At 37.8% G+C, this 24,715-nt stretch carries 16 protein-coding genes; 14 read left to right on the forward strand and 2 right to left on the reverse strand.

Annotated elements, in window-relative coordinates; all coding sequences use genetic code 11:
* The first annotated feature begins 276 nt into the window (after window positions 1-276).
* The 7 genes from JM83_RS19630 to JM83_RS16600 all read left to right on the forward strand — a co-directional run bounded on the left by JM83_RS19630 (window position 277) and on the right by JM83_RS16600 (window position 12,876).
* Window positions 277-1,830, forward strand: a complete 1,554-nt coding sequence (locus JM83_RS19630; RefSeq protein ID WP_261376841.1) for a gamma-glutamylcyclotransferase family protein — start codon at window positions 277-279, stop codon at window positions 1,828-1,830.
* Window positions 1,831-1,839: 9 nt separating this feature from the next.
* Window positions 1,840-7,233, forward strand: coding sequence for an AAA family ATPase (locus tag JM83_RS16575; protein ID WP_144963216.1), 5,394 nt, complete (start codon window positions 1,840-1,842; stop codon window positions 7,231-7,233).
* Window positions 7,234-7,355: 122 nt separating this feature from the next.
* Complete coding sequence (gene gshB / locus JM83_RS16580) at window positions 7,356-8,312, forward strand: glutathione synthase (protein WP_144963217.1); 957 nt, start codon at window positions 7,356-7,358, stop codon at window positions 8,310-8,312.
* Window positions 8,309-9,379, forward strand: a complete 1,071-nt coding sequence (locus JM83_RS16585) for a deoxyribonuclease II family protein (protein ID WP_144963218.1) — start codon at window positions 8,309-8,311, stop codon at window positions 9,377-9,379. Before gshB ends, JM83_RS16585 begins: the two co-directional genes overlap by 4 nt.
* Before the next feature lie 6 nt (window positions 9,380-9,385).
* Window positions 9,386-10,762: a glutamate-cysteine ligase family protein gene (locus JM83_RS16590; protein ID WP_144963219.1), complete on the forward strand. Its 1,377-nt coding sequence runs from the start codon at window positions 9,386-9,388 to the stop codon at window positions 10,760-10,762.
* 52 nt (window positions 10,763-10,814) lie between these two features.
* A complete protein-coding gene (locus JM83_RS16595) occupies window positions 10,815-11,567 on the forward strand; it encodes a hypothetical protein (protein ID WP_144963220.1) in 753 nt (250 codons plus the stop codon).
* Window position 11,568: 1 nt separating this feature from the next.
* A complete protein-coding gene (locus tag JM83_RS16600; RefSeq protein WP_144963221.1) occupies window positions 11,569-12,876 on the forward strand; it encodes a hypothetical protein in 1,308 nt (435 codons plus the stop codon).
* Window positions 12,877-13,060: 184 nt separating this feature from the next.
* On the opposite strand, the gene JM83_RS16605 is transcribed toward JM83_RS16600, so the two are convergent.
* Complete coding sequence (locus JM83_RS16605; protein WP_144963222.1) at window positions 13,061-13,240, reverse strand: hypothetical protein; 180 nt, start codon at window positions 13,238-13,240, stop codon at window positions 13,061-13,063.
* Between the two features lie 549 nt (window positions 13,241-13,789).
* Between JM83_RS16605 and JM83_RS16610 the strand changes: the two genes are divergently transcribed.
* The 6 genes from JM83_RS16610 (at window position 13,790) to JM83_RS16635 (ending at window position 18,962) form a co-directional block, all read left to right on the forward strand.
* Window positions 13,790-14,419: a DEAD/DEAH box helicase gene (locus JM83_RS16610; protein ID WP_144963223.1), complete on the forward strand. Its 630-nt coding sequence runs from the start codon at window positions 13,790-13,792 to the stop codon at window positions 14,417-14,419.
* A gap of 491 nt (window positions 14,420-14,910) precedes the next feature.
* A complete protein-coding gene (locus JM83_RS16615; protein WP_144963224.1) occupies window positions 14,911-15,747 on the forward strand; it encodes a phosphate ABC transporter substrate-binding protein in 837 nt (278 codons plus the stop codon).
* A complete protein-coding gene (pstC, locus tag JM83_RS16620) occupies window positions 15,728-16,600 on the forward strand; it encodes a phosphate ABC transporter permease subunit PstC (RefSeq protein WP_144963225.1) in 873 nt (290 codons plus the stop codon). Before JM83_RS16615 ends, pstC begins: the two co-directional genes overlap by 20 nt.
* Window positions 16,593-17,441 carry a phosphate ABC transporter permease PstA gene (gene pstA / locus JM83_RS16625; protein WP_144963226.1) on the forward strand — a complete coding sequence of 283 codons (849 nt, stop codon included), beginning with the start codon at window positions 16,593-16,595 and terminating at the stop codon, window positions 17,439-17,441. Before pstC ends, pstA begins: the two co-directional genes overlap by 8 nt.
* Window positions 17,441-18,259, forward strand: a complete 819-nt coding sequence (locus JM83_RS16630; RefSeq protein WP_261376842.1) for a phosphate ABC transporter ATP-binding protein — start codon at window positions 17,441-17,443, stop codon at window positions 18,257-18,259. Before pstA ends, JM83_RS16630 begins: the two co-directional genes overlap by 1 nt.
* A 61-nt stretch (window positions 18,260-18,320) precedes the next feature.
* Window positions 18,321-18,962, forward strand: coding sequence for a GNAT family N-acetyltransferase (locus JM83_RS16635; protein ID WP_261376843.1), 642 nt, complete (start codon window positions 18,321-18,323; stop codon window positions 18,960-18,962).
* Window positions 18,963-19,011: 49 nt separating this feature from the next.
* Here JM83_RS16635 and JM83_RS16640 read toward each other — a convergent pair whose 3' ends face one another.
* Window positions 19,012-22,575: an endonuclease/exonuclease/phosphatase family protein gene (locus tag JM83_RS16640; protein ID WP_186435028.1), complete on the reverse strand. Its 3,564-nt coding sequence runs from the start codon at window positions 22,573-22,575 to the stop codon at window positions 19,012-19,014.
* 192 nt (window positions 22,576-22,767) lie between these two features.
* Here JM83_RS16640 and JM83_RS16645 point away from each other — a divergent pair, with 192 nt between their 5' ends.
* The gene (locus JM83_RS16645; protein ID WP_144963229.1) at window positions 22,768-24,645 is read left to right on the forward strand and encodes a peptidase M61; all 1,878 of its coding nucleotides are present in this window, start codon (window positions 22,768-22,770) and stop codon (window positions 24,643-24,645) included.
* Window positions 24,646-24,715: the final 70 nt, after the last annotated feature.

The raw sequence follows: 24,715 nt of genomic DNA on the forward strand, positions 1-24,715 counted from the left end.
ATAAACTTTTATTAATTGCCCTGATAATATTTGTTAATTAAACCCTATATTTGAATGGATTTATCTGAAGATAAGTTAATTATGAAGCCTGATCTAAAACATGAAATGGATTGGCATCCATGTAAATCTATCCCCACTTTTTTTTAGCGCTTTTAAAAAAGGCAATTATAGCAGGCTCTTGTTTAGCTCTGCCCTTTTAGAATAGCAAAACCCCATAAATAAATTACTTGCTCATTTGTTTAAAAACATATTATAGAAAATCAATTATTAAAGTAGATGTTCAATTATTTTGGGTACGGTTCTAATATCAATTTAATTTCCCTCAATGCAAAGGGGGTTAAACCTCTATGTTCTGAAAAGGCTGTGTTAAAAGGCTGGAGATTAAAATTCAACGTAGAACACTGGTTTCGCCATGAAGGTGGGGTAGGAAATATAGAACCTGGAAATGCTGAAGATTTTGTGGAAGGCGTCCTCCATAAATGTGAAGACGAACACCTAGGGCATCTGGATTTAATGGAATCCTACGGAATAGGTTACACCCGAACTGAAGTAGAAGTAAAAACAAGCAATGCTGTTAAAAAAGCAATAACGTACATTGGCTTGGCGGATTATATAGATAACGAGTGCCTTCCCACAAGCCGGTATTTAAATATTATCATTGCCGGGGCTACAGAAGCAAAACTAAGTCCAACTTATCTTCAAAAACTGCGGTCGCAGCCTGTAAAAAGGATTGGAAATTATCCGGAATTCAGGCATCCGGCAACTAAAACTGCTGTATTTACTAAAGCCTCCCTAAATTCCAATAAAAACCTTACCGCTTTAGGTAGCGCTGTTTTTAACATGGAAAATTGCCGACCCAAATTGCGTTGTTTAATAGATTTGTTCGGCGGAAAGGATATGACCCTGTTCCATATAAAAAGGCACGATTCCAGTACTGGAAAGGAAAGCTTGGATGATTACCTCAGCGGAAATATTTCTGATGCTGCCAAAAATTACCTCAACACTTACTTGCACGAATATCAAAAAGAATTTGAATATATTGGGCGATACCTGTTCGATGAAGAAATATCCCGCTCTACAAAAACTATTAATCAATCAATTAAATTCACAAATATGAAGAATTATCACGATGCCATGCCACATGGTGAAATCAAGGAAATATTTAAGGATGTGTTTTTTGTCTCTGGAACCATGAAAAATGAATTTTTCGGCTCTATGTGGCAATTCAGTAGAAATATGACGGTGATTCGGGAAGACGGAAAGCTAAGCCTCATTAACACAGTAAGATTAAGCGAAGAAGGCCTGGCGGCTTTAGAAAAACTTGGCAGCATTGTAAATGTGGTGAGATTAGGGGATATGCACGGTGTGGACGATCCCTTTTATCTGGACAGGTACAACACTACATATTGGACGATTCCGGGGATGCGGGTGCCAGAGGGTGTAAAACCAGACAAGGAACTAAAAGAAGATGGGGAAATGCCTTTTAACAATGCTTCTTTTTTTGAATTTAAAACCACCAAAAGACCCGAGGGCATCATACGCCTAGATCGTGAAGGTGGGATCATGATCGCCTGCGACTCCTTACAAAACTGGACAGAACCAGACCAGTTTTTTGATAAAGGAACGGTGGAAACCATGACAAAAATGGACTTTTTTGTGCGGGCCAACCTAGGATTGGCATGGTTACATGAAAGTGAGCCAAAGCCTGTTGATTTTGAAAATCTTAAAAAAATCCCTTTTGAACATGCATTATGTGGTCATGGGTATCCTCTTGTAAACAATGCGGCAAAACAATACCATACCACCTTTAAACGAATGTTTAACGTTTGATCTATTTATATGGAGAATGTTGCACTAAGTAAATCATTATCAATTTCGGGATTTGTGCTGGAGCAGTTGCTTTTTGATTCCCCTCCGCACCTTATTTACAGGGCTAAAAGAAAAATGGACGATCGTGAGGTGATTATAAAAACCCTCAAGGATAAATTCCCAACAAGGGAAAATTTGGCCAGCCTCCAAAGGGAATACAGAATTGCCTCCAAACTTGATCTTGAAGGAACCATAACTGTTTACAGTCTTGAAAAGCTTGAAAATGGCAATCCGGCGATTGTTATGGAGCGCTTTGGGATCTCTTTATATGAATACACGAAATCTTTTGCCAATAAAACAATTCCTGTTACAAATTTCATTTCCATTGCTATTCCCCTTGTAAAAATCCTAGGGCAAGTACACGATTATAGCGTGATTCATAAAGACATAGTTCCCAGGAATATTTTGATAGATCCAAAAACCAAAAATCTTCGCATCACAGATTTTAGTGTTTCTTCTGAATTATCACGGGAACACCAAGGGAATATTCTTTCCAACCGGATAGAAGGCTCCCTTGCCTATATGTCCCCAGAGCAAACAGGAAGGATCAATCGGGATATCGATTATCGAACAGATTACTATTCCTTGGGGATCCTGTGCTATGAATTGTTAACTGGTCAATTGCCTTTTCAAGGTGAAGATGCACTAGAATGGGTTCACAACCATATTAGCAAACAACCCAAACAGCCACATGAAGTAAACCCAAAAATCCCCTCCCAGCTTTCAAAAATTGTATTGAAGCTCATAGCTAAAAATGCAGAAGACCGCTATCAAAGCAGTTTTGGTATTATTAGTGATTTGGAGGAATGCAGCGAAAAAATCCATAGCGGTTTATTCGATTTCAATTTTGAATTGGGACAGAGCGATATTTCACCGCAGTTCCAGATACCACAAAAACTTTATGGCCGTGAAAAGGAATTGGAAAAACTTTCTTCCTATTTTGAAAAGGTGCTGCTGGGGTCGTTGGAATTTTGCCTGGTTTCCGGTTATTCGGGGGTAGGGAAATCGGTTTTGGTACAGGAATTAGGACGTTCCATCGTTCAGGAAAAGGGATACCTAATTCAGGGAAAATTTGAGCAATTTAGGCAAAATGCTGCCTACACTGCGCTGGCAAATGCATTTCGGGATTTGATCAATCAAATTCTAGGGGAACCTGCAAATAGGTTACAGCATTGGAAAAAAAACCTCCTAAAAGTACTCGGCAATAACGGACAACTAATGGTTGATCTTGTGCCGGAGCTGGAATTGATTATCGGTCCACAGAAACCGCTAGGCAAGCTTCCTCCTACCAAGGCGCAAAATCGTTTTACAATGGTTTTCACAAGTTTCCTAAAGGTATTTACCAAGAAAGAACATCCCCTAGTGATTTTTCTGGATGATTTGCAATGGAGCGATGTACCAACCCTAAACCTTATCAGTAAATTAATGGCATTGCAGGACCTGGGCCATCTTTTCCTTATAGGGGCATACAGGGACAATGAAGTAGATACCACACATCCGTTACTCCTTACATTAGGGGAAATAGAAAATTATAGATATGTAGAACGTATTTCACTAGCGCCATTGAAAAAAAATGCGGTTGTCCAAATTATTAAGGACACGCTACACTGCCATGAAGAAAATTCTCGCAAGTTGGGAAAGATTTTATTCGAAAAGACAGGGGGAAATCCCTTTTTTACAATTGAATTGCTCAAAAATTTACATGAACGAGAGGTGATTTCATTCAATTCCAGCAATGGCTGTTGGGATTGGGATATAAATAAAATAAAAGAGGTTGGCCACAGTGATAATGTGATCGATTTTCTTGTTATAGGCTTTAAAATGCTACCGGGGCTCACTCAGCAGGCACTTAAAATGGCAGCATGTATTGGTGCAAGCTTCGATTTAAAGACCTTGTCCATTATTATGGAACAATCTATGGAAACTACTGCTTCCGATCTATACGAAGCACTAAAATCAAATAGTATCGTTCCACTGGACGAATCTTATAAATTTATAGGGATGGATTCATATTCGGTAGATCCTTCTTTCAATCTATTAGGTCCAGATAGCCTAAACCCCACGTATAAATTTCAGCATGACCGCTTGCAACAAGCAGCCTATAGCATGATTTCCTTGGATAAAAGAAAAGCAGTGCACCTTTCTATTGGCAGGTTGATTTTAAAACACAAAGGGGAAAAGGAAATTGGCGATAGCCTCCTGCAAATAGTTGACCACCTTAATGAGGGGCGGGCCCTGCTTACCACGGCGAAGGAAAAAACAAGGCTTGCCTCCCTAAACCTTGAGGCCGGGATAAAAGCTAAAAGTTCTTCAGCCTATGGGGCTTCGCTCGAATATTTAAAAGTTGGATATGAACTGCTTGATGATATTGGCTGGCACAAGAATTTTGATCTCTGCTGGAAACTCAGTCTGGAAATCCAACAGTGCTATTATTTAACCGGGGAATGGGAAATCGCCGATAAATGGATAGATTTAATGCTGAAAAATGCCAAAACCGATCTCCAAAAAGGAACGGTACTTTCGGCAAGGACCAGACAGTATGCCACAATCGGCAAGATGAAAGAATCTATTGTTGCAGCTTATGAGGGGCTTTCTATCCTAGGCTTTGACTTTTTGAACAATCCAACCCAAACCAATATAGAAGAAGAAGTACAGCAAATAAAAGAGCAATTAAACGGAAGGGAAATTGCCTCGCTCACCCGCCTACCAATCATGAGCGACGAAAAAGCCAAAAATGCCAATAAGTTGCTCATGGAAATTTTTCCTGCGGCATTTTTATCGGGCAGTGGGGTGATGTTCCCATACCTTGTTCTTAAATCGGTGAATATTGCCCTAAAATTTGGCAATAGCCCGGAATCTGCGTTTGCGTATGCGGGCTACGGAATGATTTTATGTGGGTATTTTAATGATACCGCCAAAGGATACAGATATGGCAAACTGGGGGTGGACTTAATAGAACAATTTGAAGATATTTCGCTTAAATCCCGGGTTATGTATGTTTACACCATGTTTGTGCACCACTGGAGCAATCACTGGTCTACCATGACCCCTTGGTTTCACAAAGGTATTGAGGCCGGGTACCAATCTGGTGACCTTCTGTATTTGGCTTACAGCGCTCAAGATTGTATTATCTGGGATCCCAAACTAGACTTGGAAACTGCTTCCCGGGAACAACGCAAGTTCTTGATGATAGTAAAGGAATGTGATTACCAGGATAGTTATGACTCTGGAACGCTTTTCCTACAGATGCAGCTTAATTTTCAAGGACTTACCAAGGAAAAATTCAGTCTTTCCAACGAAGATTTTGATGAAACCTTCTGTGTGGAAGGAATGCTGGAACGAAAGTTTATGACGGGAATTTCAAATTATAATATTTATAAATCTGAAATTCATTTGCTTTATAACGATCCTGAAGGTGCTTATAAATATGTTCAAGAGCAGGATAAAATGATGGCTTCTGTAATGGCTTTGCCGCAAGTGGTTCGGTTTCACATAGTATCCTTTTTGGTGCGCTCGTCCTTATATGCAAAATCTTCTGAAAAAGAAAAGGAAGTTTTAATGGCAAAGATGAAGGAAAGTTTGGCGAATATCAGTTTATGGTCCAAACAATGCGAAGCTAATTTCGAACACCTCCGTTTACTAATGGAAGCTGAAATGGCCGGAATTTCAGGGGATTTGAATAAAACCTTACAATATTATGAGGCCTCTATAGCAATGGCCGGAAAGCACCATTTTACCCGCGATGCAGCCATGGCAAATGAAAGGACTGCACTTCTATTGATCAATCTTGGAATTCCAAAGGCTGCCGAAGGCTATCTCCAAGCCGCCTATTATTTGTTTTACCGCTGGGGCGCCCATCGAAAAGGTTCTCAATTACTGGAAGATTACGCAGAAATTTTAAACACGGCAATTGCTGTTCCAGGAAATGCTCCCAAACGCAACCATAATGCCCCTCCCTTGAAAGCGAACAGCTTTGGTATAGAGCAAATAGATATGAAATCGGTATTTAAAGCTTCCCAGATAATTTCAGGGGAATTGGTTCTGGAAAAACTACTTGAAGCCACGCTACAGTTATTAGTTGAAAATTCCGGGGCCGGGAAAGGTATCCTACTGGAACGGCAGAACGGTAAAAATTTAGTCCTTGCCATGATTGATTTCAACAAAACAAAGAAACCAGTAAAAAACAGCCAGATCAAGGATACTGGTAACCTTGACATTCCTCATACCCTTATCAACACCGCCTTCAGAACGAATGAAAGTATTGTACTGGATAATGCTTCGGCGATAAACCCGTATTCTTCAGATCCTTATATAAAATCGGCTAAACCATTATCCATTCTATGTGTGCCATTACCTACCCGTGGAGGGCAAATATTAGCGGTATATTTGGAGAACAACCTAACACGCAGTGTATTTACAGAAGATAGGGTGAACCTTATCAAGTTGCTTACGGGCCAGGCCAGTATTTCCATTGAGAACGCTAAAATTTATGAGGCACAGCAAACCTTGCTTAAGGCACAGCAAAGATTTGTTCCTATTCAGTTCTTAAAGAAACTCGGGCATGAAGACATAGCCAATGTGAAGCTTGGCGAATCGGTTTCTATGGAAATGAGCGTTTTGTTCTCAGACCTTAGGGATTTTACACCCTTGGTAGAGCAATTATCACCCCAGGAAGTAATTGAATTATTGAATAAATATTTTTCAGAAATTGGACTTTCCATAGCAGCATCGGGAGGGTTTATAGATTCTTATGCCGGGGATGAAGTAATGGCACTTTTTGCCATTCCACCGCAACAAGCAGTAAGAGCTGGTATTAAAATGTACGGGGCATTAAAAAAATTCAATAAAAATTCTGGATTAAACCTTAAAATGGGCATTGGCATGAACACGGGCCCACTTGTGTTGGGAACCATGGGTGGTGCCGGCAGGATGCAGTGCTCGGTATTAGGGGATACCGTAAACCTGGCTTCCAGAATAGAGCAACTTACCAAGTTTTATGGAGCACGGTTTTTAATTGGGGAAAACACCTTTCTAAATATAGATAGAAAAGAGGATTTTTCGCTTAGGCTTATAGATCGGGTAGCGGTGAAAGGAAAAGGAAAAGCAGTTAGGCTATATGAAGTTTTGGATGTTGAAAGCAAGAAGGCAAGGTTGCAAAAAGAGGCTTCTGTAAAGCCACTCGAACTCGGGATGCAGGCCTATTATAATCAAGAATTTGGAGAGGCATTTAAAATATTTAATGAGGGAAGCCTAAACAATCCAGTGGATAGGGTTTTTGCCATTTTTAAGGAGCGCTCAAATAATTACAGGAGCAATCCCCCGGGTGCCAATTGGCAGGGATTTGATATATTTACCAGTAAATAACTGAAATTCAACTAATAAAAATATTTTGCGCCTTCTTTTTCATACCTTAAGGCGGCGCTTTAAATACAAAAAGTTCCAACTCCCCTCCCCCACAACGATTTTAATTCTAATCCGTCTTTAATATGAATTCAGTGAGAATAGGTTTTGTGATAGACCCTATTGCGTTTATAAATCCAAAAAAAGATACAAGCCTAGCAATTATGTTAGAAGCCCAGGCCAGGGGATGGACTGTTTTTTATATGGAACTGAAGCATCTGTATCTGGAAGATGGGAATGCAAAAGCCATAATGCATGCGATTAGCCTAAGTGATGATCCTAAAAACTGGTTTAAAATAACCGGAACCGAAACTGGAAACCTGGGCACATTAGACCTTTTGTTCATGCGAAAAGACCCGCCTTTTGATACCGAATATATCATTGCCACCTATATTCTGGAAAAAGCTGAAGAACAGGGCGCCATGGTCATTAACAAACCGCAGGGGTTAAGGGATGCCAACGAAAAAATATTTACTTCTTGGTTTCCCCAATGCTGTCCACCAGCACTTCTAACCCGGTCTGGGGACGCAATCAGGGATTTTTTAAAAAAACACCAAAAAATTGTAATAAAACCCACAGGTAAAATGGGTGGTAAATCCATCTTCGTTTTGATGAATGGTGATCCCAATGTGAATGTGATTATAGAAGAAGTTTCTAAAAACGGCAAAGAATATGTACAGGTCCAGAAGTATATCCCAGAAATTTCCAAAACCGGGGATAAAAGGATTTTATTGATAAATGGGATACCAGTGGAATATGGCCTTGCCAGGTTTCCTTCAAAAAATGATCACCGTGGAAATTTAGCTGCCGGAGCTACCGGAAAAGGATTTGAATTATCCAAGAATGACCGGTGGATCTGTTCGCAAATCGCACCTAGCCTAGTAAAAAAAGGACTCCTGTTCGTGGGCATCGATGTGATTGGGGATTATTTAACCGAAATTAACGTGACCAGTCCCACCTGCATTCGGGAAATAGATAAGGAATTCGATATAAATATCGCTTCCCGCCTATTGGACCTTTTACATAAAAACTCAAGTAAATGATAGCACCGCTAAACAATCAAGAAAACAAACCCATCGACTGGTGGTTTATATATAAACTGCCTATGAATACAGGGCCGAAAAAAGATACTACTGGTTTCGAGTTTTTGTACTGTGATTCAACTTCCAAACAGGGGCTTTCTCTGTCGCCGGTTTCTTTGGACCACGAACAATCTGCCCTGGCACTCACCTTAAATCAAATATTTTCAGGGGAACCAGATGTAGGCTATGTACTTTGGAATGACGAAATTCCACCTACTGCATCGGTTATAAAACCCAAAAACAATGAAGGAAAAGGACATAGCAAAGGGGTTTTAGCATTTTCCAAAAAAAACAATTGCGGGTTTTATTTACTTCATTCCACTCCCAGATTTCCTGCGGAAGGGATTGTAGAATTACCAGAAGATGAAAAAAGGTTTGGACAAACCTATATATGCTTTTCACTTAAAGATTACGCTGAAGCGAATAAACTTGCAAGCGTGCTTTTGCTGCAAAATGAAGCTCAGGTGTATGCAAAGCATTTGCCCGAAGTTGGAACTGAAGAAGCAATCTTTAAACTGGCCAATAACAATAAGTTTGAAACCCCAGTAGCTCCTTCGATATTAAATTTGAAAACAATTAGTGGTTTTGAATTTACCCATATTGCTAAAAACAAACATTGGAGCGAACCTGTGAAACCTGCAACCATAGGAAAGGATTTTTGGAAAGACCTGGTAGGCCCAAGCCTGAAATGCAATCTGGATGTTGAGACCTGGAGGCGCGGACTGGTATTTGGGGATATAGATCCAGACAAAAAAGAAAATACCAAAGATGATGTGGATATAGATTTGACCATAATTGGCTTACCGGGCTATAACTGGGCCTACACCAAAGATCACGCTAAATGGGGAATATCTGTAAAAATTGAAGAATCCCATATCATTGTTTCTGACCTTAACCGCCAGCTCAGCCAATGCAAGCGTGGCGGTGGCGCGGTGGTTTTTAACCATCCTGGCTTATGGAAATCATTAGACGCTATTCAGGTTACAGAAAAGAATCTTGAAACCAATCCTCATATAGACAAATCTTAAAGGAGGATGATGACCGTAAAACCACTAACCCGGGATGTATGTAGAAAATATTTGGAAGGCCTCATTTTTGGCTCTTCCAGTTTTCCAAACCCTGAAATCCCGGGAAAAAAAATTGGACTAATGGGAATAGAACTGGAGGTCTTTCCATATAAAATTTCCAATGGGAAAATTAAGGGGGTTAAGTGTGAAGGGGATAAGGATAATCTTAGGAATATTCTTATAAAAGTTTCAGAAGAATTTGGCGGCAATGCAATTTATGAAGATGAGGAGAAGGAAAACCATCTGCTTAAAAAAATTGAATTTCCCAATGGCGATAATTTTCAATTTGAGCCGGGATGCCAGATTGAGATATGTATCAATCCCTGCAAAAACCTTAGTGAGCTAGAGTCTAGGATTATTTTCCTACAATCCCTTCTATTAAAAATAACCAGCGAATATGGAATTCATTTTGCCCAACATGGAACCAATCCCTGGTTTGGGACCGAGGAAATAGGATTACAAATTCCTAAGCAACGGTACCTGAATTTGCAAAACTATCTTGATAAAATTAGTCCGTTTGGTAGAAAGATGATGCGTTTAACAGGCTCACTACAAGTTAACCTGGATTTAGGCCGGGACGAAGAAACCCGCATAAAACGGATTGTCACGGCAAACCTGCTAAGCCCTATCGCAACCGCTATTTTTTCAAACTCCCCTATTACTGCGGGTAAGAAAAATGGCTTTAAATCATTTCGAAGTTATATTTGGCAACAACTCGACCCTAAAAGGACAGGTCTCCTTCCCTTGGAAGGAGTTATTAAATCTTGGAAAAAAGAAGAAGTTGTAGAAGCATATTTAAATTTCTCACTTAACGCACCGCTAATTTATGTACAGAAAAAACCTGAAATCAGCTTAGCTTCAGAATATACTTTTAACTACTGGTTGGATCATCCAATACATAATCATGTCCCGGATATTACCGATTTCGATAATCATTTGTCTTTGCTTTTTCCGGAAGTACGTTTAAGGAAGTATCTGGAAATTCGTTCTGTGGATGCACCTCCAAAAGAGTGGCAAATGATTCCTGTATATTTTTACACAGGGCTTTTATATAACAATTCGCACCTGGATAAAACACTCGATTTATTAATTCCGAAGCAAAGAATAATTGAAAAACTGCTGGTAGAATCTGCAAGCGGATTTAAAAATGATAATTTATACCTTCTTGCAAAAGAAATAATGCAGCTGGCTATTGAAGCGTTTTCAGGATTACCTCCAAATTTTAAATATGAAAATCAGGTTGAAATAATGATTTCCTTCTATAAAAAATATACCTCCAAAAGAAGATGTTTTGCAGACGATTCCATTCAGTTGTTTAATAAAAATAATAAGCTAACTTATTGATTTAAAGCGCTATATTGTATATCGCTTACTTTTTAACTTTAAAATACTTTCAATGGATCAAAATACCCTTTTACAAAAAGTTTTGGACAACGTAAAATCTTCAAAGAAACTGCCCATAGTGGTTTTTGATCTAGATGATACCTTGTTTTCCACAGCCCGAAGAAATTTAACCATAATTCAGAATTTTAGCTGTGATCAGGGAGGGGCATATCCAGATTTTGCGCAGATCGCTTCCAAATTAAAACTTGAAGATATGAACTGGAGCGTTACCACGGCTCTGGAAAAAGCGGGTTTATCTTCCACTAGTGCATCCATAAAACCTTTTATAGGGTACTGGGGTTCCACCTTTTTTACGAATGGGTATGATGCGTTGGACCTTCCAAATCCGGGAGCCGTAGATTTTGCAAATGCCTGCCATGATGCAGGTGCGCTCTTATATTACCTTACCGGGAGGGCGGTTGGGGATCGCGGTTTAAATAACGGCATGGGTCAGGGCACCACCCTTGCATTAACCAATCGCGGATTCCCATTTTGGCGGGGACGTTGTGAACTAAACCTCAAAACAAATCCAAAAGAGCAGGATTTCGAATACAAGGCCCGAGCCTTGACCGATATAAAATCATTACAAGGAAATGTAGTGGCTACTTTTGATAATGAACCTTCCAACTGCGCCATGTTTTACCAGCATTTCCCAGATGCACTTAACTTTTGGGTAAAAACCACCTGGAACCCACTGGACAAATCCCCTACCGATACGCTCTACACAATTTCTGATTTTTCACGAACCACAAAACAAAAACAATAAAATGGCTTCAATAGAATATACTTTGGGTTTTGCAAAACAGTTGGGAGAATTATTCCCACCTGCAAAATATGCAAATGCAAATTTGAATTTTAAAACTTTAGAAGATGTAATTGAACATTACACTAAAAATTCACTTGCTGCAGATGGGATCGCGGCATCTAAAGTGGAGGTAACACTTAAAGAAAACCAGTATAAAATTCATATTGATGGCGCAGCCGAAAATGAGGTGCTTCAAAAATTTTCTGAAAGGCATATCCAAGTATTCAGTAAAGATTATGCGCAAAAAGCCGTCCGAGGAATGGAGCTTTTAAAAGAAATGGGGGTTTGGAACCCTATGGAAGGGTATCATGTAAACCGAAACCCTGGCGATGGGGAATCTAAATGGAAGTTGTTTCCACCTTTAGGCCTGAATATTATCGGTCAAAAAGGAATGCTTTTGATGCATTACCCGCCTTGGGCAGTATTGCAGGCTGGAACTTTTGATAATGCGATGACGATGCAGCGCTGGAGCAGGATTTTAAGTCACGCTGGTGTAGATAAAAAAGACTTGGGAAAGTATAAAACCTTTATCGATGTGAATCCTATCGCGGCTCCAGGTTCTGGGGAAAGTGAGTATCCCAATGATTATTTCCCAATCATGATGGCTTCCGGATTTTTTGACGGCCCTCAGGATCGGGATTATATCAAATCCATGCTGGAACTTTTTCTAAATCCGCCAGACCTTTCGAGCAATAGCAAGCATACATTGCCCTTATTAATTTGTGGTTCGCCACTCTACGATCCGCAAGCGCCGGGCTGGTTTAAGGTAGCTTATAAAGATATCCTTCCCCAGGATGAAAATGGAATTCCGCAGGTAAATGTATTGCAGGTTGGGAAATTTAAAATCAGGCCCAATTCTAAAAAAGAAACACCCTACCTAATTGGAAACCATATGATAGCTGCTGGGGTAACAGGTAGATGTACCAAGGATCCTTCCAAAATTCCAGATATGAGGCAATATGAAGCGCAAGACCTGGTAGCTGCAACCTTTTTAAAGCTCTATGCAGATACCCCAGATTTAGATCCTAAAACAGCCAAAGAACGAGCCTGTATGCGCTGGTTTGGAAATAAAGCAGGAGAAGGAGCACCGCAACCAAAAGATAAGACCGATGCCGAGACTATTTGCGCCCTAGCACAAATGGACTTGTTTTTTGATCCCACGCCAATACCCCATCCTAAATACACATTTGAAGAAGCTGTAAAACGTTGTAAAGAAGCAAGCCAGAAAAACAATCCCTGTGCAGATAATATCAAACCCGCAAATCGGTAGTTATTCTATATAATTTAAAAGGGAAATACGGGAATTTTCTGGATTTCAATTTTCTATAGGCTGGTATTCGAAGAGTTACACCCTCATTTCGCTCTTAAAAATTTGGACATACAAAGACATTCAAAAAATTAGGATTTTTTGAAATTGAAAATTTAACCCTGAAAATCCTCTTCAGAATCAATACTTAAGAGTGGTCTACTGGCTTAAAAGAAATTTGAGAAGACGAAGCATCCTGTGGCACTTGTATCTCTACTTTATTAGATTCATACTCGGCATTGGCATCACTTCTGGATTTCATCCAACTAATAAGCACCAAAGAAGCTACAACGGCAACTGCGATAATTCTAAGTAATTCATTTTTCATATTTGTTAATTTATTGGTTACAAATCTATAGCCATTAACAAAATATAATCGGTAGGATAAATACAGTAATTTTAAAGTAAACCTGAGGGCATCAGCAATAAAAACAGTTCTTATTGCTTGATAATCAAATATATAAAAATTATTTTAGATTCCAACCAATACGGCAATCGATTATTCCATAAATTGAAGATTGTGAATAAGTTCTAGGCCAGAATAGCTTAATATTGTATTCAGAACAAAAAATTTCCCTTCTCAAATATTCCTTCTTTCAGTAATAGCAAGTAGCACAAAGGTATTATTTAGACATTTGGTGCTCATTCAAATAAAATTCACAGCACATAAATTAAGGTAAGGTTATTAACAAAATATGAGTATTCTTTAGCAAGTGTACATATATTTATTCTAATGGCACCAAAGTTATCATTCATTTCAATAAGAGTTGTAAACCTAGCTTTGTTTCCCCTAATCCTATGAACTCAATAATTTGGTTGTACTTTTGCACAAATAAAAACTACTGAAATTTCTTCAGCCAGTACAAATTATAAGCGCATGCCATTTAAAAAACTAAACACACCTTTAAAAGAAGCCCTTGAACGTCTAGAAATTGAAACTCCTACCCCATTTCAGAAAAAAAGTATTTCAAAAATAAAGAGTGGTGCTAATTTTTATGGAATCGCTCCAGAAGGTGCAGGTAAGACAACTGCCATGATTATAAGTACCATTCAAAAACTTAAGTCTGAAGCTTATATGGATGCTCCCAGGGCATTGATCTACGTGAAGGACAAAGAATCGGCTTTGGAATTGGAACAAAAATTCAAAGCGTTCACAAGATATATGGACCTCAGGATTTACTGCGCCTACGATGAGCAAAATATAGATCATCAAAAAGATGACATTTATGCTGGTGTAGATATTGTGATCGCCACTCCAAGCAGGATAAATAAATTATTTTCCATTACTGGTATTCATTTAGGGGAATTACAATTATTAATCTTAGAGGATGCTGAAATTTTGGTGAAGCGCAGCTTTAATCATGATATCTACAGAATAACCCAAAGTATTAATAAATGCCAGTATTTGGTGTTTGCCGAAAGTTGGGATGCCCGGTTAGAAAAGTTACAAGATACATTTATGACCAATGCAGTAACGACGGTTACAATGAAAGGCAGCACCATTTAAAGTTTTACGCACAGAATACTGGTACATTATGACTGTGGACATCTCCAAATGTGTAAACTACAGAAATTTGATTATGGGATTTTAGAGTATGAAACTGAGTCCTGCGTTTGCGCTATTATTTAAATCGACAAAACTTCTCAGCATAGTGTGCGTTTTTCTACAGCAGCATCTACACCTTCTTTGGATAAATGTGTGAATACACTTTGAATTAAAGCGAATATTTATATGACAAAAAACATAATTATCCTTTGGGTTCAAACATTAATTGGAACCTGATTTGGTTACCGCCATATTTCAGTTTTAACTATCACAATACTTCTAAATTGGTTTTTCAAACAAAAAAGAAAGAAAAATACGCTGTTTTTTGTAATCCAAGAAAAGTTTTTCGTCGTATATCTTATATCATACCCAAAGAACTATAATCAAATAATTATAAATCGTATGTTCATAAACCTTTTAGTTCTTTACAATACGAAAATTAATTTCTATTTATGAAAAGTGCCCCTATCTTATTTGCTTTTTTAATATGTATCATTTTTACTTCTTGCCAAACAAAAGAAGCTGTAAATATTGCTGGTAGTACGTCTGTACTGCCTATTATTTCTATCGCGGCAGAAGAATTCAGAAAAAACAATCCAGAACTCACTATTATTGTAAATGGGGGAGGATCTGGAGTGGGCGTGAATCAGTTAGGGGAAGGAAAAATAAATATAGGAATGGTTTCCAGAGACATTACTCAAGAGGAGATCAGTGCTTATCCAAATATTAACTTTAATCCAATCTCTATAGGGAAAGATGCTGTAGTTCCTGTTATTTCTTCTGAAATATATAACTATGGGATTACTTCACTTACCTTAGAACAAATAGCTAAAATCTATCGAGGGGAAGTTAGAAATTGGAACAAGCTAGGAGGACCAGACAAAGAAATACTTGTAATAGACAAGGAAGCTTCCAGAGGGACCAGACATGTCTTTATGGAAATTGTTTTAGGTGATAAGGAAGCAATTGCAGCCGGAACAGATCTTGTACTTGGTTCGAATAATGAAGAACAAACGGCTATAGTGCAAAGTGATGCAGCAATTGGAATGCTATCCAATGCTTGGCTAAATGAAGATGTAAAAGGCCTAAATATTAAAATGTTGGACGGAACCATAATAGAGCCAACTTTAAATAATATAATCAATAATAAATTTCCTATCACAAGAGATCTATTAATTGTTACAAATGGAAAACCAGCAGGTGCTGTTAAGTATTTTATTGAGTACCTTTTGAGTTCTGAAGGACAAAAAATTGTGGAAGAAGCTGGCTATGTTGGGATCAACCAATAAGATCGGAAAATATTATGTTTATGGAAGTACTTTAATTAGTGCTTTTGTGGTATGCTTAATCTTTACAATACTGCTTATAAATAGCTGGGATGCCATTACCACAATTGGTTTAGAATTACTTGGTCTCCAGTGGAATCCCGCAATCGGCGAATTTGGTATTATTCCCATGATATTTGGAACTTTGGTTGTCACCTTTATTTCACTTATAATAGCAGTACCCTTAGGGATTTATACAGCTGTTTTTACTAGCGAAATTTTACCTTCTAAATATAGATTTGTTGTCAAGTCGCTATTAGAACTATTGGCAGGGATTCCATCGATTATTTTTGGCCTAATTGGAATTGCATTTTTCAGTATTTGGATTCAGGATATTTTCGATTTACAAACCGGTAGAACTATTCTTACTGCAGGAATACTATTATCAATAATGATCCTTCCTACCATGATCACACTAACAGATGATGCTTTTCATAATATTCCCGATAAATACCGGGAAACGGCTAAAGGTCTTGGATTGTATAAATTTGAGATTATAAAAGAAATATTGCTCCCTATAGCAAAACCGGATCTTAAAGGAGCTGTTCTTTTGGCTTTTGGAAGAGCACTTGGAGAAACAATGGCTGTAATGCTTGTTATTGGAAGTATAGATAGAATCCCTGATCCTATCTATAATTGGCTGTCTCCAGGGCAAACAATTACTTCTAAACTAGGAAGGGAGATCGCTGAAACCTCTTTTGGTTCGGTGCATTTTAGTGCCATGATCTTTATGGGTTTATTGCTATTTATGTTGGTTCTTATACTTACCATACTATCTCAGAATTCTTTAAAATCAACCGGACGATTGTATGAATAGAAAATTGCGAAATAAACTGTTTTATGCATCCGTAGGCCTCTCGGTAGTTTTATGCAGCCTTATTCTTTCTTTTCTATTCGGTATTATAATTTGGAACGGGTTGCCAGCAATTTCATTGGATTTCATAACGAATTCTTCTACTGAATTTGGAGCATCGGGAGGGATTGTCTATCAGATCTTCGGAAGTATTCTTCTAATTATTTTCGCTGCTTTAATTTGTTTGCCAATTGCATTGGGAACTGCTATTTATAAAAGTGAATATTTGAGGAATGAAACATTGCACAAAGTAATCAATACGCTCATCTATAGTTTAAATGGTATTCCTTCAGTTATTTTTGGAATCTTCGGACTTATATTTTTTGTGAATCTATTAAATATGGGAATTTCTTGGTTTGTAGGTTCCATCATCTTATCAATGATGATCCTTCCAACAGTAACATTATCCACTTATCAATCCTTGAATAGTATTCCTACCGTTTACCGGGAAAGTTCTTCAGCATTAGGTCTTAATAAATGGCAAGTAATTGCACAGGTGATTTTACCACAAGGCTTTAGTGGTGCTGTTACAGGCTTATTAATTGGGATTGCTCGGGCAATTGGTGAAACTGCACCTATCATGTTTATAGCCACAGCATTCTCGGGTGTGGAATTACCAAGTTCTTTTTTAGAGCCCGTATCTACCTTACCCACTCATATTTTGGCCCTTGCACAACAAGCTACAAATCCCGCAGCATTACAAAATGCTTGGGGGGCAAGTTTAGTTTTGGTCATACTTGTAATAATTTTTAGTATCTCGGCACTTTTTATTAGATTAAGACATCAAACCATATCAAAAAGATAATGGCAGAAAAAGCACTAAACCAGAATTTATCGGTAGTTGGAAAAACGCAGAAAGAAATCATTGAAATTAAGAATTTCCAGGTATGGATCAATGAAAACCATATTTTAGATAACATAGATCTTTCTATTCCAAAAAATGAGATTACTTGTATTATCGGGCCTTCAGGAAGTGGAAAATCTACACTTATAAGAAGTATAAATAGAATTAATGACGAAGTTTCCGGAATAGACACACAGGGTGAGATCCTTTTCAACGGACTATCCATCAATGAGAAAGATATAGACGTAGCACAATTAAGGACTAAAATAGGGATGGTGTTTCAAAAACCCTGTATTTTTCCAAAATCCATAAAAGAAAATGTGCTCTTTGGAATCCAACACATAAAAAAACTCAGCAAGCTTGAAAAGTTGCAAATTGCTGAAGAAAATTTAAAAGCTGTATCGCTTTGGAAAGAGGTCGCACATAGATTAAATGATAAAGCTATATCGTTATCTGTTGGGCAGCAACAACGCTTATGTATTGCAAGAACATTAGCTATAAAACCAGAAGTTATTTTACTGGATGAGCCTACTTCTTCATTAGACCCGGTATCTACAAGAGCTATCGAAGACATGATGGTGGAATTGAAAGAAGATTACACAATTGTATTTGTTACTCATAATATTCAACAAGCAAAAAGGATCGCAGATAATATAGTATTTATTTGTGATGGAAAATTGATAGAACAAGGTCCAGCATCCAAGCTTTTTTCCTGTCCTGCTAATATTCAAACAAAAACCTATTTAACCGATGAATATTGTGAATGCCAACAATGCTAGCTTATGAGTAAATTTTAAAAATGAGATCCTTTTAGAGAATAATAGTGTCCTATTAAGATCTTTGAAAAAAGAAGGTATTTCCCTTCTAAAAGTATTTTCCCTGAATGAACCAGAACTTTGGAAGTATTCATTAACTCCGGCTGATGGTTTGGAAAATCTGAAGAATTATATAGATCGAGCATTGAAAGAAAAAGAACTAAAAACTTCGTATCCTTTTGTTGTATTGGATAAGCGCACAAACAAAATTGCAGGATCAACCCGTTTTTACGACTATAGAAAAGCTCATTGCACCATCCAATTAGGATATACTTGGTATGGAAAAGAGTTTCAGGGTACAGGTTTAAATAAAAATTGTAAGTTTCTTTTACTTCAATGCGCTTTCGAAACAATGAAACTAGAGCGTGTGGAATATAGCGCTGATGCCAAAAATGCTAAAAGTATTGGCTGTGTAAAACAAGGCATTCTCCGTAGTAATTGTACCGCTCCAAAAGGTCGCAGAGATAGTATGGTACTTATATTTTACGAGAAGAGCGGTTTTCAAAATAACAAAATTCTTGAAACCGCCTATCCTCCGGAGCAAGCCGTAGGGGTATTTCGCTCCCCGATATATCGGGGTCATTTTGGGTGCAGGGACCAAAAACCGAAATTTTATATTTTGCCTCCCCAGAAGCTGCCGAAAAAGGCAGTTCCGACCTTTCCTTAAGAGAGGTAAATAGAAAACCCCGAGGCAGAGCCGTCGGGGAATTTTTAGATTACATCTTGATCACTTTAACATAAGAGATCTGTCCAAAACTATTTTTCACCTCAACAATGTAAAGTCCGGATACGTAGGAATTCATATTTAAAGAATAAGTCACCTCTCCTTTTTTCACTAAAACCTTATCAGTTTTAATAACATTTCCTCCAAGATCATAAACGGTTAAATACGACTGACCATTTTTAAAATTCTTAAGAGTAATCGTGGTTTCATCAACTACTGGGTTAGGTACTGCGTTTAAAGAAACTTCACTTCCTTTACAAGTTCCCATAACTGCTCCTTTTCTAAGCATTGCAGGAACTGCATTTTTAGAGACAAAAATACTATTTCCATTTTGGCAAATCTGTACCATGTTTGGATTGTTTTTAGCAGATGTTTCTTCATCCTTTAAGATCATCCTTACTGAAACCGGGAAATGATCTGAAGCTGTGGTAGTATATTCACTATCATAATATTCGTAATGCACCCTAGCACTACCATCCACAAAATTATCGGACAATTCTGTGGTTACCATGATGTGATCTATCATATTTTCCCTAAAGGCATACGATCTAAATCCTTGTTCGCTTAAAATAGCGGTTAAAATGTTATAATTTTTAGTGTCATTTCCATAAACTTGATAGGTAGATTCCGTAGAATTAACGCCATCTGCGACGGTTACATCCACATCGTCATTATAATCACCAAGGATCATTACATTCTTGTCTGAATAATACATGTCCAAAGAATCCTTCAATATGCCCACATCATATTTTCGCATATCATAGCGGGATTGAGAATTGGTACTACCATTGGCTCTTGCGTGCAATCCTACAAAATTGATGTTTTTTGTCTGTCCATTCAAATTCACATCGGCTTCCATCATAAATGGTAATCTTCCACTCGCATAAAATCTATCGGCGCTTTCAGGATAATCTGCAAGTAAAGATCCATCCCCATCATAATAGGGGTGTACAGATGTAAACATTGCTCTAGTAGATTTTACTGAAACCACATCGGTTCTATAAATAAATCCAATTTTTTGTCCTCCGGGAGAATCGGGATATGAGGTAGCATTGGAAAGTACATAATCATAACCTTCCATTTCAGAAACCATTTGTCCAAACAACACATCATCAGCGATCTCTTCAACGCCAATAATATCGGCATCTAGATCCAATAAAATCGTTTTCACTTTGTTTTTCTGAATTTCATCTGAATTAGGATTATTGTAAACAGGAGTATTAGCTTCATCACCAAACCATTCAATATTCCAAGTAACCACATCTAAAGTAAGGTCCTTGGAAATAGACGAATCTACGCCCGTATTATCATAAGTTCCTGCACATGGAAAATCTTCCACGGTTCTGGGAATAATATTAAAATAAACATCTGCCGCAATACCTGTTATTTGAGCACAGCTCGCAGGAATCGCTTTTCCAACAAAAGTAGAGGTCTGCGCATCTATCCTAAAAACCCCAGCACCGCTGGAATCTGAAATATCATAGTTCCCACCTCCAAAAATCAAGTTTCCAACAACATCTTCAGAAAAAGTGATATCAGTTATCGTAACCAACTCATCTGGATGCTGGGATAATTCAGCAAGCGTGATTTTTAAAGGTATAGTTGGATTAGTGGCTTGCCCCTCAAAATCTACCCTACTAACCGGACTAATTTCAACCTGGCCATTATAGGTGATCTTCTTTCCTGTTATTGTAAGGGAATCTCCAATATTAAAATTATCCCTTCCATGAACCAACTGATCAAAAATAGCCATTGCCCCTGTTTCATCTTGAATGTAAGCAGGACCGCCAAATTGATCTGAAACAGTTAAGGTTCCCGTAATTGTAACAGTCTCATTATCTGCTTTCGTCCTTGCTTCAGCAATTGCCAATAATTCTGTTTGAGGTGCAAGTGCACCATTTTCGGTTCCGGGAGTAGGATTTGCCGCAACATAAGTTATTGTGTTTCTAACGCCACCTTCGCCATTTGGGATTCTTTGCAAAGATTCATCTGCCTGACTTCCATTTGCATTTTCGTCTGCTTGCAACTGCCCTTCATTTAAAAGAACGATCAATTCTTCATCTTGGGGATCACCCGTTCCATAGACCAGGGCATCTACCAAATTCTCTGTGGTCACCAAAGTTCCGCTGGGAAAATTCGTAACAATATCCTGATATACTGCTACGGCATCTGCTCCATTTTGAAAGGTATTGCTGGCAACGATCATATTTACATTTTCAACATCGGTATTCCCCATTACAAAATACCCTTCAGCATTTGTAACCTGCCCTGCAAGATCGTAAGCTCCATAACTTTTATCGCCATTACCATTATAGGTAACCACAATAAAACCATCTAAAGGAGTGTTCCCTTTACCACCATCATACAGTTCTAAAAATTCCTTTGAATCGCTTCCAGGAGTATCTGAATCTAATTCATTGATCACCAAATTAACCGGCTCTGTAATATTTGTATTAGCTTTTCCAGGGGTTGGTAGGGCTTGAACAAAAGTTCCGGTATTTCTTAATCCGCCTGAACCATTTATATAACGTTGAGAAGAATGTGCATCTTTATCGCCCATTCCATCTTCGTTTATTTGGGGTTGACCTTCATTTAACAACACCAATAATTCTGCATCGTCACCATCATTGGTATCATATACAAAGGCATCAAGTAAATTATCTATAGTTACTGAAGTGTTATTTGGAAAATTAGAGGCACTTGCTTCGTATAAAGCAACCGCATCTGCACCATTTTGAAGTCCATTGCTTGGAATAACAATCCCAACATTTTCCACAGCCGCATTTCCTATTACAAAATACCCATTCGCATCTGTAGAAAAACCTGTAAGATCAATAGTTCTATAACTTAAATCGTTAGAACCGTTGAAGAAAACCAAGACTTTACCGTCCAAAGAAGAATTTCCTACACCCCCATCATATAATTCAATAAATTCCAAAACATCTGTTCCTGGAGTATCTGCATCTACTTCGTTGATCACGATAGTTGGGGACACAATTTCCCCACCAAAATCCTGACCGTTATTTACAGCATCGTAAGTACTTGGAGCAGATTCCTGCCACGTAAAATCTTGATATTTTTGCCCACTTCCAGATAATTGTAACGAATTACCTACTGGGGAAGTTCCAGATTCACTAACGCCTATGTCTTCACTTGTAAGTCCATTTGCAATTCCTGAGGTTGCGATAAGAACACCTTCATAACTTAAAAATTGTATAATCTCATTTAGATTATTTACCAAGGCAAAACCATCTGATGATCCATTTTGCAATCCCGAAATAGAAAAGAATATAGCCCCGTAACCTCCTTGCAATTCGGGGATAATACCAGACAACACCGTAGTTCCTGAGGTTCCTCCCCCGTTTCCATTGTATTCAACAACAGTCCATCCCGTAAGATCTGTTCCCACAGGTCCGGCAATTTCGATGCCTTCACCCACATCACTCCCATTGTTATCGTAATGAATTTCATTTACAAAAACCTCTTGAGCGACTCCTGTGGCACTAAAAAGAATTAGGATTATAAAAAATAATCCGAAAGGTAATTTTTGTTTCATTTTTCGCATTTTAAGTTTCCGCAATTTCGCTCATTTTCAGCTATTTCACATTATGAATTTATTAACAACTTATTAACGCGATGTAAAATATTGTAACAAAATTCAAATGTAGATGGGATTTGATCTACTATGGTCTAACATTTGATAATCCTGTAGGTCTGGTTCGTGTAAATTAAAACAAACCCTATTTTGATGAAGAAATTAATATATTCCATAGCACTTATAAGTGTGGCATTTGGTTGTAAATCACCTCAAACAATTAATAAAACAACCACAGATAGAACGGTTGTAAACCTAGATTTGTTAAATATTAAAGACGACAAAGTAAAGGTTACCGTAGATCCTGAGAAATTTACCACTCAAGTTGTCACCTTTCATATTCCTAAAACAGTTCCTGGCACCTATTCCATTAATAACTACGGAAGGTTGATAGAGAATTTTAAGGCGATAGATTATTTAGGAGCAGAACTATTGGTGGTTAAAACTGATGATAATACCTGGAAAATTGAAAATGCATCCAATTTAGATAAAATCACCTATCTGGTAAATGACTCTTTTGATATTGATGGTGAAAAAGGAGTTTTCTCTCCTGCTGGAACCAATATTGAGAGAGATGCCAATATTCTTTTGAACCTTCATGGCTTTGTGGGCTATTTTGATGGATTAAAGGAAAAACCATATCAGTTGATCATAAATAGGCCAAATACCTTATATGGTAGCACTTCCCTTAAATTAGCAGAGAATGTTGATCTGGAAAAAACCCCAAATTCCAAAAAGGATATCTATTTAGCACAACGTTATTTTGATGTAGTTGACAATCCTATTATGTATTCTAGACCGGATACCACCTATGTTAATGTGGAAGGGATCAAAGTTCTAATATCTGTTTATTCACCAAACAAGGTACATAATGCCAAAAGCATCAAGCCACAAATTGAAACTATGATCGCAGCTCAAAAGCGGTTCTTAGGGAAAATAGACAATACAGCCAATTACTCTATTTTATTGTATTTGGCAGATCCTGCAAAGTTGGACGCTAAAGGTTTTGGAGCTTTAGAGCACCACAGCTCCACTGTGGTGATCCTTCCAGAAACAATGCCATTGGAAACTTTGAACGGCGCAATGAAGGATGTGGTATCACATGAATTCTTTCATATCCTTACCCCTTTAAACGTTCATGCAGAAGAGATTCATTATTTTGATTATAACGCTCCTAAAATGTCTCAACATTTATGGATGTATGAAGGAGTTACAGAATATTTCGCCAATTTATTCCAAGTAAACCAAGACCTCATAGCTAATCAAGGTTTTTACAAAAGAATATCCTCACAAATAGAAGCTTCTAAAAACTATAATGATAGCTTGTCATTTACTTATATGAGTAAAAATGTGTTGGAGGAGCCTTATAAAGATGAATATTATAATGTGTACCAAAAAGGGGCATTAATAGGAATGGCATTGGACCTTAGGCTTAGGGAACTGAGTAAGGGTGAAATGGGGGTTTTGGATCTCATGAAAAAATTAAGTGAAAAATACGGAAAGAACACTCCTTTTAAAGATGATCAATTAATTCCTACAATAGTTTCCTTAACCTACCCAGAAATAAAGACTTTTTTTGATACGTATATTACCGGAAGTACTCCAATTCCTTACGATCAATTTTTAGCAAACGTTGGGGTTGCATTAGCTACAGAAGAAACTCCTACTTCTTACTTTTTAAATGGGCAAGTACCTTACATTGATGGAAATCCTGAAAACATGGAATTATTTTTTAGAAAAGGGATTACTTTGAATTCTTTTTTAAAGGAATTAGGCGTGAAAAATGGAGATGTTATTAAGGAGGTGAATGGAACTGCATATACGATCCAGAACGTTTACGACTTGGTTATGGAATCTCAGTCATGGACCGAAGGAGATGAGGTATCCATGAGGTTGGAACGAAATGATGAGGAAATCATGCTAAGCGGGAAAATTACTCTTCCTACCACCAAGAAGACCACTATAAAAGAAATGGATCTTCCAGCAACTGATGCACGAGTGAAATTAAGAACAGCCTGGTTGAAAAATTAAAGGCCAATAAAAAGATGTATAAGGGGTTGTTTAACCAGAAAAATAATTGTCCTGAATTTCTTTCAGCTCG

The organism is Gillisia sp. Hel_I_86 (assembly GCF_007827275.1).
Classification (GTDB): domain Bacteria; phylum Bacteroidota; class Bacteroidia; order Flavobacteriales; family Flavobacteriaceae; genus Gillisia.

Coding starts and splice junctions, on each gene's coding strand:
- JM83_RS16575 (WP_144963216.1), top strand. CDS start 1,840: ATGGAGAATGTTGCACTAAGTAAATCATTATCAATTTCGGGATTTGTG.
- JM83_RS16645 (WP_144963229.1), top strand. CDS start 22,768: ATGAAGAAATTAATATATTCCATAGCACTTATAAGTGTGGCATTTGGT.
- JM83_RS16605 (WP_144963222.1), bottom strand. CDS start 13,240: ATGAAAAATGAATTACTTAGAATTATCGCAGTTGCCGTTGTAGCTTCT.
- JM83_RS16585 (WP_144963218.1), top strand. CDS start 8,309: ATGATAGCACCGCTAAACAATCAAGAAAACAAACCCATCGACTGGTGG.
- JM83_RS16600 (WP_144963221.1), top strand. CDS start 11,569: ATGGCTTCAATAGAATATACTTTGGGTTTTGCAAAACAGTTGGGAGAA.
- JM83_RS16595 (WP_144963220.1), top strand. CDS start 10,815: ATGGATCAAAATACCCTTTTACAAAAAGTTTTGGACAACGTAAAATCT.
- JM83_RS16590 (WP_144963219.1), top strand. CDS start 9,386: ATGATGACCGTAAAACCACTAACCCGGGATGTATGTAGAAAATATTTG.
- JM83_RS19630 (WP_261376841.1), top strand. CDS start 277: ATGTTCAATTATTTTGGGTACGGTTCTAATATCAATTTAATTTCCCTC.
- JM83_RS16615 (WP_144963224.1), top strand. CDS start 14,911: ATGAAAAGTGCCCCTATCTTATTTGCTTTTTTAATATGTATCATTTTT.
- pstA (WP_144963226.1), top strand. CDS start 16,593: ATGAATAGAAAATTGCGAAATAAACTGTTTTATGCATCCGTAGGCCTC.
- JM83_RS16630 (WP_261376842.1), top strand. CDS start 17,441: ATGGCAGAAAAAGCACTAAACCAGAATTTATCGGTAGTTGGAAAAACG.
- JM83_RS16610 (WP_144963223.1), top strand. CDS start 13,790: ATGCCATTTAAAAAACTAAACACACCTTTAAAAGAAGCCCTTGAACGT.
- JM83_RS16640 (WP_186435028.1), bottom strand. CDS start 22,575: ATGAAACAAAAATTACCTTTCGGATTATTTTTTATAATCCTAATTCTT.
- pstC (WP_144963225.1), top strand. CDS start 15,728: ATGTTGGGATCAACCAATAAGATCGGAAAATATTATGTTTATGGAAGT.
- gshB (WP_144963217.1), top strand. CDS start 7,356: ATGAATTCAGTGAGAATAGGTTTTGTGATAGACCCTATTGCGTTTATA.